Genomic DNA, 12702 nt, shown 5'->3' with positions numbered 1-12702 from the left:
GGTGGTTACAGAAGTATTCGGTGGAGCGGTAGTTCAGTCGGTTAGAATACCTGCCTGTCACGCAGGGGGTCGCGGGTTCGAGTCCCGTCCGTTCCGCCACTTATTAAGACATTAAGCCTGCCTTTTCGGCAGGCTTAATGGCAAAAACTTTAGGGGCGTAGCTCAGTTGGTAGAGCACCGGTCTCCAAAACCGGGTGTCGCGAGTTCGAGTCTCTCCGCCCCTGCCATATAGAATCCTTTGCTTCGGCAAAGGATTTTTTTTTGCCTGCAAAACAGCTCAACACCTTCCTGAAGAATAAGCAGCCTGCGTTTCCGCAGGCTTTTGCGTTAATCCAGTATGCTGGTTTTTAACAGATCTTTTATCTGCGACTGCTTATCGCTATTTTGCAGCCAAATGGCATACAGCGGCCTGGAGAGAGTTGTCGAATCGGTGACAACATGGAGTGCGGGTTTATTATCCGCCCAGCGAACAGGTAACCATGTACAGCCTTTCAATGCGGGAAGATGCTGGCATGCGATCTCCGCAGAGCTTGTCGTGAGTTGCGGGATATCATCGCTGGCAATTAAACCCGTCTCGTGCTGCTGAAAATCAGGCCCCCATTCCAGGCGTAAATAATTCAGGTCGGCCTTCATCATTGCAGGCTCGGATGCATAGAGCGCCAGGCTAAACTGTCCAACAATCTGGCTGCTAAATTCGTCCATCTTGGGCGCTTCTGTGGTGATCAGGAGATCAAGCTGCCGCTCGTGGAGTTGCTTAACCAGCGACTGGCGTTGCGCAATCCTCGCCTCAAATTGCAGATGGTTGTGTGAGCGATATAGCCGCATAAGCCACTGGCTGAGCATGCATTCCCATAGTGAAGCGCTGGCACCGATCGAGAATTCATTATGCCGGGAGGTGTGCGCAACCTCCTTCCGCGCTGCCTGCCAGGTATTCATCAGGGTTTCTGCATAAGGCAATAGCTTTTCACCGGCCGGGGTTAAACGAATATTGTTGCGATGGCGGGTAAAAAGGTTCACACCCAGTTGATTTTCCAGCTGTCGAATACGAAAACTGACTGCTGACTGCGTCAGGTAGAGGGCTTCAGCTGCTCGCCCAAAGTGTCGCGTTCTGCTCACTTCGAGGAAAGTTTTTAGCAATTCCGTATCCACATCTTTCTCCGCAAAATTATTTGTCGTTATGATTTAAATGTTTTGTTTTACACTCTGTCAAGCGTAACTAATACTCCGCGCCATAAATAGCTCGGCCAAAGAATTAGGAGCGTGTAGGATGGCGGAAAGCTTTACGACGACTAATCGTTTTTTCGACAATAAACATTATCCGCGCGGGTTCTCTCGTCACGGCGATTTCACTATCAAAGAAGCTCAACTTCTTGAGCGCCATGGTTATGCCTTTAACGAGCTGGATCTGGGTAAACGTGAACCGGCAACCGAAGATGAAAAACAGTTTGTCTCTGTTTGCCGTGGTGAGCGTGAGCCGCAATCTGATGCAGAACGTGTATGGATCAAGTATATGGCTCGCATTAAGCGTCCTAAGCGTTTCCATACGCTGTCTGGCGGCAAGCCGCAGATGGAAGGTGCAGAAGACTACACCGAGTCTGACGATTAAGAAGAGAAGGGGCTACGGCCCCTTTTTTTTACGCCAGCATTTTTTGCAGATGCAACAGCAGCCGATCGATCGCACGGTAACTTAATGCCTCCTGCAAATGCCGCCTCTCTATTCCGGGGCAGCCCTCCACGTCGGCGACCGTGCGCGCAACTTTCAATAAACGCTGCCACGCGCGAATGGATAGCCCAAACCGCGTCAGTGTCTCTTCCAGCCAGCCTGCATCTTCAGCGTTGAGAGAACAAAACTGTCGGATCCCGCTGTTATCCAGCCGGGCATTCAGCCTGTTCTGACGAACATACTGCCGCGCCTGCGCCGCAATAACCCGTTCACGCACAGTTGCTGAGCTTTCGCCCTTAATACCGGTTTGCCTCAGCAGACCGGGCGGTGGCAGGGGGATCTCGAGAGATAAATCAAAACGGTCGAGGAAGGGGCCGGACAGCTTACTCAGATAGCGCAGTGTCTGCTCCGGCGTACAGCGGTTATGATTGCCCTGATAATGACCCGTAGGGCTAGGGTTCATCGCGGCGACCAGCTGAAACTGCGCAGGGTAGCTTATTTTGGCCCGTGTACGAGACAAATGGATTTCGCCGGATTCAATCGGCTCCCGCAATGCATCCAGCACGCGGCGTTCAAACTCTGGCAATTCATCCAGAAACAGAATGCCGTTGTGCGCCAGTGAGATTTCACCCGGCCCGGGGATCGAACCCCCGCCCACCATCGCGGTAAGAGACGCACTGTGGTGTGGAGAGCGGAAAGGACGGCGGCGCCACTGTTTATGCAGCGACGTAGAACTGACCAGGCTAAATATCGCGGCGCTTTCCAGCGCTTCGTGATTATTGAGGGGTGGCAACAGGCCGTTCAATCTGCTCGCCAGCATCGTTTTCCCCGTGCCTGGCGGACCTATCAGTAACAGGTTATGCCCACCCGCGGCCGTTATCTCTAACGCCCGTTTACCCTGTTCCTGACCCATAATATCGCTGAGATCCTCGGGCGAATCTGGCGCTACCTCGTCATTCTCCTGCGGCTCGGCAAGCTCGTGTCGGCCTTCCAGCCAGGCGCAAACCTCCTGCAAATGTCCCGCGACAAGACACCCCTTTTCGGCGATAAGGCTTACTTCAGAGGCATTTTCATTGGCCACAATGATTTGTCTTCCCGCGCGTATGGCTTCAAGCGCACCCGAGATTGCTCCGGGAACGCCTCTTAACGCGCCTGTAAGCGCTAATTCACCCACGAACTCGCACGAGCTTAGCCCTGGCGTATTGAGCTGTTCAGAAGCCGCGAGAAGCGCTATAGCAATAGGTAAATCATATCGCCCTCCCTCCTTTGGCAAATCGGCGGGCGCAAGGTTGATGGTGATCTTCTTCGCCGGAAAAGCATAACCGCTATTAATAATTGCGCTGCGCACGCGATCCCTCGCCTCTTTAACGGTCGTTTCTGGTAAGCCGACCAGCGTCAGTCCGGGCAGTCCATTACTTAAATGAACCTCTACAGAAATAAGCGGTGCCTTCACGCCGATGGCCGCGCGTGTATAAACAACTGACAGTGACATAAGCCCTCCTTGGCGGTGACTATGCCAGCATCATTTTTTCCTGTTTAGCGCTAATTCACTGAATTACGGCGCTCGTTCCAGCCTTTTAGCGCCTAAATGTAATCATTACATGTCGGTGGAATCGGCCTCGCAGAAAAGGAATCATGCGCGCCTTGCCTGATGAAACAGGACAAAAAAAATGAAAAATCTTCATTTCTATTTTTTCCCTATATAAAACAACGATTTTGAAAGAAATAGTTCGCCTGCTACAGAAATAGGTCATAAAAAAATCTTGTGTCAGATGAAATATCTGTGGTAACTCTTTAGGTATTCCTTCGAACAAGATGCAAAAAGAACTGAAAATGACAGCCCTTCTACGAGTGATTAGCCTGGTCGTGATTAGCGTGGTGGTGATTATTATCCCACCGTGCGGGGCTGCACTTGGACGAGGAAAGGCTTAGAAATCAAGCCTTAACGAACTAAGACCCCCGCACCGAAAGGTCCGGGGGTTTTTTTATGACTAAAAAACGTAAATGAGGAGCAGAGAATGACAAGTAGCACAAAATTCTGTTTCTCCCGATTTATGACGGGGAACTAACTATGAATGGGGCACAGTGGGTAGTACATGCGTTGCGCGCGCAGGGAGTCGAGACAGTATTCGGTTATCCGGGTGGCGCAATTATGCCGATTTACGATGCACTGTATGACGGCGGCGTGGAGCACCTGTTGTGCCGACACGAGCAGGGCGCAGCGATGGCCGCCATCGGTTATGCCCGTGCCACCGGTAAAACCGGTGTCTGTATGGCGACCTCAGGTCCGGGCGCAACGAACCTGATCACCGGTCTTGCTGATGCACTGCTGGATTCTGTTCCCGTTGTTGCCATCACCGGACAGGTTGCCTCTCCGTTCATCGGCACCGATGCCTTCCAGGAAGTGGATGTGCTCGGTTTATCGCTGGCCTGCACCAAACACAGCTTCCTCGTTCAGTCTCTCGAAGAGCTGCCGCGGGTGATGGCCGAAGCGTTCGAGGTTGCCAGCTCTGGCCGTCCTGGCCCGGTTCTGGTTGATATCCCGAAAGATATCCAGGTTGCACTCGGCGATCTGGAACCGCATTTCTCTACCGTGAAAAGCGATGATGCATTCCCGCATGCAGAGGTGGAAGAGGCGCGTCAGATGATAGCGCAGGCCAAACAACCGATGCTGTACGTTGGTGGTGGCGTAGGTATGGCGCAGGCGGTTCCTGCACTGCGCGAATTTATCGCGGCAACGCAAATGCCTGCCACCTGCACGCTGAAAGGGTTGGGTGCGGTAGATGCTGATTACCCCTACTATCTGGGCATGCTGGGGATGCATGGTACCAAAGCGGCAAACCTGGCGGTGCAGGAGTGTGACCTGCTCATCGCCGTCGGCGCCCGTTTTGACGACCGCGTCACCGGCAAGCTGAACACCTTCGCGCCAAACGCCAAAGTGATCCATATGGACATCGACCCGGCGGAGATGAACAAACTGCGTCAGGCGCATGTCGCGTTGCAGGGCGATCTTAACGCGCTGTTACCGGCCCTGGAGCAGCCGCTGGATATTAACCCATGGCGTCAGCACACCGCCGATATGCGCGCTGAACACGCCTGGCGTTACGACCACCCCGGCGAGGCCATCTACGCGCCGCTGCTGTTGAAGCAGTTGTCCGACCGTAAGCCCGCCGACAGCGTGGTGACGACCGATGTCGGCCAGCATCAGATGTGGTCTGCCCAGCACATGACCTACACCCGTCCGGAAAACTTCATCACGTCCAGCGGGTTAGGGACGATGGGCTTCGGTCTGCCAGCCGCCGTTGGTGCACAGGTTGCCCGCCCGAACGATACCGTTATCTGTATCTCCGGTGACGGCTCCTTCATGATGAACGTTCAGGAGCTCGGCACCGTGAAGCGCAAGCAGTTACCGTTGAAGATCGTGTTGCTCGATAACCAGCGTTTAGGGATGGTTCGCCAGTGGCAACAGCTGTTCTTCCAGGAACGTTACAGTGAAACCACCCTGACCGATAACCCCGATTTCCTCACCCTGGCCAGCGCCTTCGGCATTCCTGGCCAGCACATCACCCGTAAAGACCAGGTTGAAGCGGCACTCGACACCATGCTGTCAAGCGAAGGGCCATACCTGCTTCATGTCTCAATCGATGAGCTTGAGAACGTCTGGCCGTTGGTACCGCCCGGTGCCAGTAACTCACAAATGCTGGAGAAATTATCATGATGCAACATCAGGTCGCCGTGCAGGCTCGCTTCAACCCGGAAACGTTAGAACGCGTTTTGCGTGTGGTGCGTCATCGTGGTTTTCAGATTTGCTCTATGAATATGGAAACGGCCACCGACGCGCAAAACATCAGTATCGAATTAACCGTTGCCAGCCCGCGGCCGGTCGACTTACTGTTTAGTCAGTTATCAAAACTGGTAGACGTTGCCCATGTTGCCATCTGCCAGAGCACAACCACATCACAACAAATCCGCGCTTAAGCGTGACAGGACGAAAAAATGACGACAAAAAAAGCTGATTACATTTGGTTCAATGGTGAGATGGTTCGCTGGGAAGACGCGAAAGTTCACGTGATGTCCCACGCGCTGCACTACGGCACCTCCGTGTTTGAAGGGATCCGTTGCTACGACTCTCACAAAGGACCAGTGGTGTTCCGCCACCGTGAACACATGCAGCGTCTGCATGACTCAGCCAAAATTTATCGTTTCCCGGTCTCCCAAAGCGTTGATGAGTTGATGGAAGCCTGCCGCGAGGTGATTCGCCAGAACAAACTGACCAGCGCCTATATTCGTCCGCTGGTCTTCGTGGGTGATGTCGGCATGGGCGTCAACCCGCCCGCTGGCTATAACACCGATGTGATTATTGCTGCGTTCCCGTGGGGCGCCTACCTGGGCGCGGAAGCACTGGATCAGGGGATCGACGCAATGGTTTCTTCCTGGAACCGCGTGGCGCCAAACACTATCCCGACTGCGGCTAAAGCGGGCGGTAACTACCTGTCCTCACTGCTGGTCGGCAGCGAAGCGCGCCGTCACGGTTACCAGGAAGGTATCGCGCTGGATGTGAATGGCTACATCTCCGAAGGTGCGGGCGAAAACCTGTTTGAAGTAAAAGACGGCATTCTGTTCACCCCGCCGTTTACCTCGTCCGCGCTGCCAGGCATCACCCGTGACGCCATCATCAAGCTGGCAAAAGATCTGGGTATCGAAGTGCGCGAGCAGGTGCTGTCCCGCGAATCCCTGTACCTGGCTGACGAAGTGTTTATGTCCGGTACCGCGGCTGAAATTACGCCGGTGCGTAGCGTCGATGGCATTCAGGTGGGCGAAGGCCGCTGTGGCCCGGTGACCAAACGCATTCAGCAAGCGTTCTTTGGCCTCTTCACCGGCGAGACAGAAGATAAATACGGCTGGTTGGATCAGGTTAATCACTAAATATAAATTTGGGACGGCACGCACCGTCCCATTAAATAGTCAGACGGGAGTAAATAAAGCATGCCTAAGTATCGTTCAGCCACCACCACCCACGGCCGTAATATGGCGGGTGCCCGCGCGCTGTGGCGCGCCACCGGAATGACCGACGCCGATTTCGGCAAGCCAATTATCGCCGTGGTGAACTCCTTCACCCAGTTTGTACCGGGCCACGTGCACCTGCGCGATCTCGGTAAGCTGGTTGCCGAGCAAATCGAAGCCTCCGGCGGCGTGGCGAAAGAGTTCAACACCATTGCGGTGGATGACGGTATCGCAATGGGCCACGGGGGGATGCTCTATTCACTGCCGTCGCGCGAGCTGATCGCCGACTCGGTGGAGTACATGGTTAATGCCCACTGCGCCGATGCGATGGTCTGTATCTCCAACTGCGACAAAATCACCCCGGGGATGCTGATGGCTTCCCTGCGCCTGAACATTCCGGTGATCTTCGTCTCTGGTGGCCCAATGGAAGCGGGGAAAACCAAGCTCTCCGACAAAATCATCAAGCTCGACCTGGTCGATGCGATGATCCAGGGCGCGGACCCGAAAGTCTCTGACGAGCAGAGCGACCAGGTGGAACGCTCCGCGTGCCCGACCTGCGGCTCCTGTTCCGGGATGTTCACCGCCAACTCCATGAACTGCCTGACCGAAGCGCTGGGCCTTTCTCAGCCGGGCAACGGCTCGCTGCTGGCGACCCACGCCGACCGTAAACAGCTGTTCCTTAACGCGGGCAAGCGCATCGTTGAGCTGACCAAACGCTACTACGAGCAGGACGATGCCAGCGCGCTGCCGCGCAACATCGCCAGTAAAGCGGCGTTCGAAAACGCCATGACGCTGGATATCGCCATGGGCGGCTCCACCAACACCGTTCTGCACCTGCTGGCCGCCGCGCAGGAAGCTGAAATCGACTTCACCATGAGCGACATCGACAAGCTCTCCCGCAAAGTGCCGCAGCTGTGTAAAGTCGCGCCGAGTACCCAGAAGTACCACATGGAAGATGTCCACCGTGCGGGTGGCGTGATTGGTATTCTCGGCGAGCTGGATCGCGCCGGGCTGCTGAACCGCGACGTGAAAAACGTGCTCGGCCTGACGCTGCCGGAGTCGCTGGAGCAGTACGACGTGATGCTGACCAAAGACGACGCGGTGAAAAACATGTATCGCGCCGGTCCGGCGGGCATCCGTACCACCCAGGCGTTCTCGCAGGATTGCCGCTGGGACACGCTGGATGACGATCGCGCCGAAGGCTGCATTCGCTCGCTGGAACATGCCTACAGCAAAGACGGCGGTTTGGCCGTGCTGTACGGTAACTTCGCAGAAAATGGCTGCATTGTGAAAACCGCAGGCGTGGACGACAGCATCCTGAAATTTACCGGCCCGGCAAAAGTGTATGAAAGCCAGGACGAAGCGGTAGACGCTATCCTCGGCGGCAAAGTGGTGGAAGGCGACGTGGTGGTCATTCGCTACGAAGGGCCGAAAGGCGGTCCGGGCATGCAGGAGATGCTCTACCCGACCACCTTCCTGAAATCGATGGGCCTCGGCAAAGCCTGCGCGCTGATCACCGATGGTCGTTTCTCTGGCGGCACGTCAGGCCTCTCCATTGGCCACGTCTCGCCAGAAGCGGCAAGCGGCGGCAATATCGCGATCATCGAAGATGGCGACCTGATCGAAATCGACATTCCGAACCGCGGCATTCAGCTGAAGCTGAGTGACCAGGAGATTGCGGCCCGTCGTGAAGCGCAGGAAGCCCGCGGCGACAAAGCCTGGAAGCCGAAAGATCGCCAGCGCGAAGTCTCCTTCGCCCTGCGCGCCTACGCGAGCCTTGCAACCAGTGCAGATAAAGGCGCGGTGCGCGATAAATCTAAACTGGGGGGCTAACGATGGCCGAGTCACAACCCTTATCCGCCGCCCCTGAGGGGGCGGAATACCTGAGAGCGGTGCTACGCGCGCCGGTCTATGAAGCCGTGCAGGTCACGCCCCTGCAAAAAATGGAAAAACTCTCCTCGCGCCTCGACAACGTCATTCTGGTGAAGCGTGAAGACAGGCAGCCGGTGCACAGCTTCAAGCTGCGCGGAGCCTACGCGATGATGGCCGGGCTGACGGACGAGCAGAAAGCGCGCGGGGTGATTACCGCGTCGGCGGGCAACCACGCGCAGGGCGTGGCGTTTTCCTCGGCGCGTCTGGGGCTGAAGGCGCTGATCGTGATGCCGGTTGCTACCGCAGACATCAAGGTCGACGCGGTGCGCGGTTTCGGCGGAGAAGTCTTGCTCCACGGGGCTAACTTTGACGAAGCCAAAGCCAAAGCGATTGAGCTGGCGCAGCAGCAGGGGTTCACCTGGGTGCCGCCGTTCGACCACCCGATGGTGATTGCCGGGCAGGGTACGCTGGCGCTGGAGCTGTTGCAGCAGGACGCCCATCTCGACCGCGTTTTCGTCCCGGTGGGCGGCGGCGGCTTAGCCGCTGGTGTGGCGGTGCTGATCAAACAGCTCATGCCGCAGATCAAAGTCATTGCCGTGGAAGCGGAAGACTCCGCCTGCCTAAAAGCGGCGCTGGATGCCGGGCATCCTGTGGATCTGCCGCGCGTCGGGCTGTTTGCCGAGGGCGTGGCGGTGAAGCGCATTGGCGACGAAACGTTCCGCCTGTGCCAGGAGTATCTCGACGATATCGTCACCGTCGACAGCGACGCTATCTGCGCGGCGATGAAAGATCTGTTCGAAGACGTGCGTGCGGTGGCGGAACCGTCCGGCGCGCTGGCGCTGGCGGGGATGAAGAAATACATCGCCCAGCACAACATTCGCGGCGAACGTCTGGCGCACGTGCTCTCTGGTGCGAACGTGAACTTCCACGGCCTGCGCTACGTTTCCGAGCGCTGCGAGCTGGGCGAACAGCGTGAAGCGCTGCTGGCGGTGACGATTCCGGAAGAGAAGGGCAGCTTCCTCAAGTTCTGCCAGCTGCTGGGCGGTCGTTCGGTAACGGAGTTCAACTACCGTTTTGCCGATGCGAAAGATGCCTGCATTTTTGTCGGCGTGCGTCTGAGCCGTGGCGTGGAGGAGCGTAAAGAGATCCTCAGCCTGCTGCATGAAGGCGGCTACAGCGTGGTCGATCTCTCCGACGACGAAATGGCTAAGCTGCACGTGCGTTACATGGTCGGCGGCCGTCCTTCCAAGCCGCTGAGAGAACGTCTGTTCAGCTTCGAGTTCCCGGAATCGCCGGGCGCGCTGCTCAAGTTCCTGCACACGCTGGGCACGCACTGGAACATCTCTCTGTTCCACTACCGCAGCCACGGCACCGACTATGGCCGCGTGCTGGCGGCGTTCGAGCTGGGCGAGCACGAGCCGGATTTCGAAACGCGGCTGAACGAACTGGGCTATGAATGTCATGACGAAACCCATAACCCGGCTTTCAGGTTCTTTCTGGCTGGCTAGTGGTTCGGCAATATCGTCCAGAACGCATCAATAAGCGGCTCATGCAGCCGCTTTTTTTGTGCGCACACGCCCAGCTCAAACGGCGTCTTCTCGTCGCTGCGCTCCAGAATCATCACGCGGTTGCGCACCGGTTCCGGGCTGTTTTCCAGCACCACTTCCGGCAGCAGCGCCACGCCGCAGCCAAGCGCCACCATCGACACCATCGCCTCATGGCCGCTGACGGTGGCGTAAATCGACGGGTTGCTGATTTTCTGACGGCGGAACCACAGCTCGATGCGGCGGCGCACCGGCCCCTGATCGGCCATGATAAACGGCACCGTCGACCAGTCCGGTTTTTCTACCGAGACCTGGTTACGCACCGGGCAGGGCAGCGCCGGGGCAATCAGCACCACCGCCAGATTCTCCAGCATCGAGAACGCTACCGCGCCCGGCAGGGTTTCCGGCTTCCCGGCAATCGCCAGATCCGCTTCGCCCGTGACCACTTTTTCCATCGCGTCGGCGGCATCGCCGGTGGTGAGCTTAATTTCAACCGACGGATGTTCCGCGCGGAAGCGGTCAAGAATGGGGGGAAGATGGCTGTAGGCAGCGGTCACGGAACAGAAAATATGCAGCTCGCCGGAAAGCGACGGCCCCTGCTGGTCGATGGTGTGCCGCAGCTGCTGGTACTGCAACAAGGTTTGCTGGGCAAAGATGCGCAGCTCTTCACCGGCTTCTGTGAGGGTGACGGTGCGGTTATCGCGCACGAACAACGGCTGGCCGAGGTCTTCCTCAAGGCGCTGGATCTGGCGCGACAGCGTGGAGGGGCTGACGTGCATCGCCCGGGCGCTGCGGCCAAAGTGACGGCTTTCCGCCAGGTGCAGGAACATTTTCAGATCGCGTAAATCCACCGATTCCACTCCCTCTTTTTACATTGCATAAATTGCAATGTGACGTTGTGAATATATCAATTTCCGCAATAAATTTTCTGTTGTAATGTGGGTACATTGTCGCTGAAAGGCGAACCGAACAATAAATTACTCGTCGTCTTTCACGTTGTAGGTGTGTTGTCTGCGTCAACTCACCCCAGTCACTTACCAGAGTAAGCTCCTGGGGGTTCGCAGACTTGACGCCTTCCTAAAACGTGAAATCCATAGAGTAATAAACAACACAACATCACGAGGTATCACCCATGGCTAACTACTTTAATACACTGAACTTGCGCCAGCAGCTGGCGCAGCTGGGCAAATGCCGCTTCATGGCGCGCGATGAATTTGCTGATGGCGCGAGCTACCTTCAGGGTAAAAAAGTGGTCATTGTCGGCTGTGGCGCACAGGGTCTGAACCAGGGCCTGAACATGCGTGACTCCGGGCTGGATATCTCCTACGCCCTGCGCAAAGAAGCGATTGCCGAGAAGCGCGCTTCATGGCGTAAAGCGACCGAAAACGGCTTCAAAGTGGGCACCTACGAAGAGCTGATCCCGCAGGCGGATCTGGTGGTGAACCTGACGCCGGACAAGCAGCACTCTGACGTTGTGCGTTCCGTACAGCCGCTGATGAAAGACGGCGCCGCGCTGGGTTACTCCCACGGCTTCAACATCGTTGAAGTGGGCGAGCAGATCCGTAAAGACATCACCGTGGTGATGGTGGCACCGAAGTGCCCGGGCACCGAAGTGCGTGAAGAGTACAAGCGTGGCTTCGGCGTACCGACGCTGATCGCCGTTCACCCGGAAAACGATCCGAAAGGCGAAGGCATGGCGATTGCCAAAGCCTGGGCAGCGGCCACCGGCGGCCATCGTGCGGGCGTACTGGAATCTTCCTTCGTTGCGGAAGTGAAATCTGACCTGATGGGCGAGCAGACTATCCTGTGCGGCATGCTCCAGGCTGGCTCTCTGCTGTGCTTCGACAAGCTGGTGGAAGAAGGCACCGACCCGGCATACGCGGAAAAACTGATTCAGTTCGGCTGGGAAACCATCACCGAAGCGCTGAAGCAGGGCGGCATTACGCTGATGATGGACCGTCTGTCCAACCCGGCAAAACTGCGCGCGTTCGCACTCTCTGAACAGCTGAAAACCATCATGGCGCCACTGTTCCAGAAACATATGGACGACATCATCTCCGGCGAGTTCTCCTCCGGCATGATGGCAGACTGGGCGAACGACGATAAGAAACTGCTGACCTGGCGTGAAGAGACCGGTAAAACCGCGTTCGAAACCGCACCACAGTACGACGGCAAGATCACCGAGCAGGAGTACTTCGATAAAGGCGTCCTGATGATTGCGATGGTGAAAGCAGGCGTTGAGCTGGCGTTCGAAACCATGGTGGATTCCGGCATCATTGAAGAGTCTGCGTACTACGAATCGCTGCACGAGCTGCCGCTGATCGCAAACACCATCGCCCGTAAGCGTCTGTATGAGATGAACGTGGTGATCTCCGATACCGCCGAGTACGGTAACTACCTGTTCTCTTACGCCTGCGTACCGCTGCTGAAAGAGTTCATGACCACCCTGCAAGCGGGCGATCTGGGCCAGGCGATTGCGGAAGGTGCGGTTGATAACGCGCAGCTGCGTGACGTTAACGAAGCGATTCGCAGCCACGAAATCGAGAAAGTGGGCCAGAAACTGCGTGGCTACATGACCGATATGAAACGTATCGCGGTAGCAGGCTAAACACGATGAAT

The 12702-nt window shown here is 56.6% G+C and carries 12 protein-coding genes and 2 tRNA genes; 11 read left to right on the top strand and 3 right to left on the bottom strand.

From position 1 onward, the window contains the following. Positions 1-22: 22 nt before the first annotated feature. Together ACOTX1_RS20835 and ACOTX1_RS20830 are read left to right on the top strand one after the other, a co-directional pair. Positions 23-99, top strand: a tRNA-Asp gene (locus ACOTX1_RS20835). Positions 100-151: 52 nt separating this feature from the next. Next, a tRNA-Trp gene (locus ACOTX1_RS20830) sits at positions 152-227 on the top strand. Positions 228-327: 100 nt separating this feature from the next. Here the strand turns inward: ACOTX1_RS20830 and hdfR are convergent. Next, positions 328-1149, bottom strand: a complete 822-nt coding sequence (gene hdfR, locus ACOTX1_RS20825) for an HTH-type transcriptional regulator HdfR (protein WP_003860190.1) — start codon at positions 1147-1149, stop codon at positions 328-330. 118 nt (positions 1150-1267) lie between these two features. Between hdfR and ACOTX1_RS20820 the strand changes: the two genes are divergently transcribed. Beyond that, the gene (locus ACOTX1_RS20820; RefSeq protein ID WP_006808641.1) at positions 1268-1606 is read left to right on the top strand and encodes a DUF413 domain-containing protein; all 339 of its coding nucleotides are present in this window, start codon (positions 1268-1270) and stop codon (positions 1604-1606) included. Between the two features lie 28 nt (positions 1607-1634). Here ACOTX1_RS20820 and ACOTX1_RS20815 read toward each other — a convergent pair whose 3' ends face one another. Then, positions 1635-3155 (bottom strand): YifB family Mg chelatase-like AAA ATPase, encoded by a 1521-nt coding sequence (locus ACOTX1_RS20815; protein ID WP_023315028.1) that lies wholly within the window; start codon positions 3153-3155, stop codon positions 1635-1637. A gap of 341 nt (positions 3156-3496) precedes the next feature. Here ACOTX1_RS20815 and ilvL point away from each other — a divergent pair, with 341 nt between their 5' ends. The 7 genes from ilvL to ilvA all read left to right on the top strand — a co-directional run bounded on the left by ilvL (position 3497) and on the right by ilvA (position 10047). Continuing rightward, positions 3497-3595, top strand: coding sequence for an ilv operon leader peptide (ilvL, locus tag ACOTX1_RS20810; RefSeq protein WP_001311244.1), 99 nt, complete (start codon positions 3497-3499; stop codon positions 3593-3595). A gap of 86 nt (positions 3596-3681) precedes the next feature. After that, positions 3682-3732: a peptide IlvX gene (ilvX, locus tag ACOTX1_RS20805; protein WP_192930497.1), complete on the top strand. Its 51-nt coding sequence runs from the start codon at positions 3682-3684 to the stop codon at positions 3730-3732. Between the two features lie 2 nt (positions 3733-3734). After that, positions 3735-5381, top strand: a complete 1647-nt coding sequence (gene ilvG, locus ACOTX1_RS20800; protein WP_022652052.1) for an acetolactate synthase 2 catalytic subunit — start codon at positions 3735-3737, stop codon at positions 5379-5381. Next, positions 5378-5641: an acetolactate synthase 2 small subunit gene (ilvM, locus tag ACOTX1_RS20795; RefSeq protein WP_003860184.1), complete on the top strand. Its 264-nt coding sequence runs from the start codon at positions 5378-5380 to the stop codon at positions 5639-5641. The genes ilvG and ilvM overlap by 4 nt, the downstream gene beginning before the upstream one ends. An 18-nt stretch (positions 5642-5659) precedes the next feature. Beyond that, on the top strand, positions 5660-6589 hold the full coding sequence (gene ilvE, locus ACOTX1_RS20790) for a branched-chain-amino-acid transaminase (RefSeq protein WP_003860182.1): 930 nt from the start codon (positions 5660-5662) through the stop codon (positions 6587-6589). A 60-nt stretch (positions 6590-6649) separates the two neighbouring features. After that, entirely contained in the window at positions 6650-8500 is a 1851-nt protein-coding gene (gene ilvD / locus ACOTX1_RS20785) for a dihydroxy-acid dehydratase (protein ID WP_023315027.1), read from the top strand. 2 nt (positions 8501-8502) lie between these two features. After that, on the top strand, positions 8503-10047 hold the full coding sequence (gene ilvA, locus ACOTX1_RS20780; RefSeq protein WP_023315026.1) for a threonine ammonia-lyase, biosynthetic: 1545 nt from the start codon (positions 8503-8505) through the stop codon (positions 10045-10047). On the opposite strand, the gene ilvY is transcribed toward ilvA, so the two are convergent. Further along, positions 10044-10934, bottom strand: coding sequence for an HTH-type transcriptional activator IlvY (ilvY, locus tag ACOTX1_RS20775; protein WP_022652050.1), 891 nt, complete (start codon positions 10932-10934; stop codon positions 10044-10046). The two genes, ilvA and ilvY, sit on opposite strands and share 4 nt — an antisense overlap. Before the next feature lie 281 nt (positions 10935-11215). Here ilvY and ilvC point away from each other — a divergent pair, with 281 nt between their 5' ends. Beyond that, positions 11216-12691: a ketol-acid reductoisomerase gene (gene ilvC, locus ACOTX1_RS20770; RefSeq protein WP_006808634.1), complete on the top strand. Its 1476-nt coding sequence runs from the start codon at positions 11216-11218 to the stop codon at positions 12689-12691. Positions 12692-12702: the final 11 nt, after the last annotated feature.

Source organism: Enterobacter cloacae complex sp. IR5401 (assembly GCF_049238425.1).
GTDB lineage: Bacteria > Pseudomonadota > Gammaproteobacteria > Enterobacterales > Enterobacteriaceae > Enterobacter > Enterobacter hormaechei_C.
The sequence above is the reverse complement of the archived record's forward strand: the minus strand, read 5'-3'. Positions and strand labels throughout refer to the sequence as shown.

Bases quoted from the DNA above. Each gene is read 5' to 3' on its own strand.
- ilvM (WP_003860184.1), top strand. From the start codon at position 5,378: ATGATGCAACATCAGGTCGCCGTGCAGGCTCGCTTCAACCCGGAAACG.
- ilvE (WP_003860182.1), top strand. From the start codon at position 5,660: ATGACGACAAAAAAAGCTGATTACATTTGGTTCAATGGTGAGATGGTT.
- ilvA (WP_023315026.1), top strand. From the start codon at position 8,503: ATGGCCGAGTCACAACCCTTATCCGCCGCCCCTGAGGGGGCGGAATAC.
- ilvD (WP_023315027.1), top strand. From the start codon at position 6,650: ATGCCTAAGTATCGTTCAGCCACCACCACCCACGGCCGTAATATGGCG.
- ilvG (WP_022652052.1), top strand. From the start codon at position 3,735: ATGAATGGGGCACAGTGGGTAGTACATGCGTTGCGCGCGCAGGGAGTC.
- ilvC (WP_006808634.1), top strand. From the start codon at position 11,216: ATGGCTAACTACTTTAATACACTGAACTTGCGCCAGCAGCTGGCGCAG.
- ACOTX1_RS20820 (WP_006808641.1), top strand. From the start codon at position 1,268: ATGGCGGAAAGCTTTACGACGACTAATCGTTTTTTCGACAATAAACAT.
- ilvL (WP_001311244.1), top strand. From the start codon at position 3,497: ATGACAGCCCTTCTACGAGTGATTAGCCTGGTCGTGATTAGCGTGGTG.
- ACOTX1_RS20815 (WP_023315028.1), bottom strand. From the start codon at position 3,155: ATGTCACTGTCAGTTGTTTATACACGCGCGGCCATCGGCGTGAAGGCA.